Origin of the sequence: Glycomyces sp. L485, from assembly GCF_022548875.1 — a bacterium.
Classification (GTDB): domain Bacteria; phylum Actinomycetota; class Actinomycetes; order Mycobacteriales; family Micromonosporaceae; genus Glycomyces.
On record NZ_JAKZEW010000024.1, the window covers coordinates 47,444 to 48,694 of the forward strand.

At 68.7% G+C, this 1,251-nt stretch carries 2 pseudogenes; both read left to right on the plus strand.

The features are described 5' to 3' along the window. Positions 1-952, plus strand: a pseudogene (locus tag L0U85_RS13140) (hypothetical protein); the annotation flags it as partial. Between the two features lie 76 nt (positions 953-1,028). After that, positions 1,029-1,251: pseudogene (locus tag L0U85_RS13145) on the plus strand (RICIN domain-containing protein); the annotation flags it as partial.

The window sequence follows — 1,251 nt, forward strand, 5'->3', positions numbered from 1 at the left end:
CGACTCGCCGAGCCTGATCACCAGCCGCGGCATCTACGAGAAGATCGGCATCAACGCCTGGGACTGGGACGGCAGTAGCCTCACTCAGCGCTGGTCGTTCGACTCCGGCGACCACAGCGCCGCCTACCGCAGCCAGGGCAACCACCAGATGTCCGTCGCCGACGTCGACACCGACGGGCGCGACGAGATCGTCTTCGGTGCGATGACCATCGACGACAACGGTGCGCCGCTCTACAGCTCGAACCTCGGGCACGGCGACGCACTCCACGTGTCGGACTTCGACCCGAACCGGCCGGGCCAGGAGATCTTCGGCCCGTTCGAGTGCATGAGCTGCTCGGGCGGCATCGGCGCCGCACTGCGCGACGCCGACACCGGTGAGGTCATCTGGTCGATGGAGGGCACCCGCGACGTCGGCCGTGGCACCTGCGGTGACATCGACCCGAACCACGAGGGCGCCGAATGCTGGGCCGTGACCGCCGACGGCGCGTGGGACTCCCGCTCCGGCGAACTGCGGGCCGCGGACGGCACCCTGATCTCCACCTCGATTCCCTCGGCCAACCACATGATCTGGTGGGACGGCGACCTCGGTCGCGAGATCCTCGACCACGAGTTCAACGAGCCCGACTACGTGCCGATCTACCCCTACATCGCCGAGTGGAACCCGGCTACGAACAGCCAGAGCGAGATCTTCTCGCCCTCGGGCGTCCACTCCAACAACGGCACCAAGGGCAACCCCGCCCTGACCGCCGACCTGTTCGGCGACTGGCGCGAAGAGGTCGTCTGGCGCAAGAGCGACAACACCGGGGTGCGGATCTTCACCACGGTCGAGCCGACCGAGCACCGGATCCCGACCCTCATGCAGGACCGCCAGTACCGCCTGGCCGTCGCCTGGCAGAACGAGTCCTACAACCAGCCGCCGTGGCCGAGCTACTTCATCGGCTTCGGAATGTAGAGCGATCCCCTTGTTCGCAACGGGCCGCGGCCGCTCGGCCGCGGCCCACCACCAACCGACACTACTTGGAGCAGCAATGCGACGACACGCGAAGCACACCGAAGGGCCCCTCGGGGCCAGACTCTCCCGCCGGTCCCTGGCCGGCCTCGTCACCGGCGCCGCCGCGGCCGCCGGTGGCCTGATCGCCGCGTCCCCGGCACACGCGGCGTTCACCACCGGCACCTGGTATCTCCTGCAGTCCCGCCACTCGGGGCTGTTCATGGACATCGCCGGGTCCTCGACCTCGAACGGCGCGATGC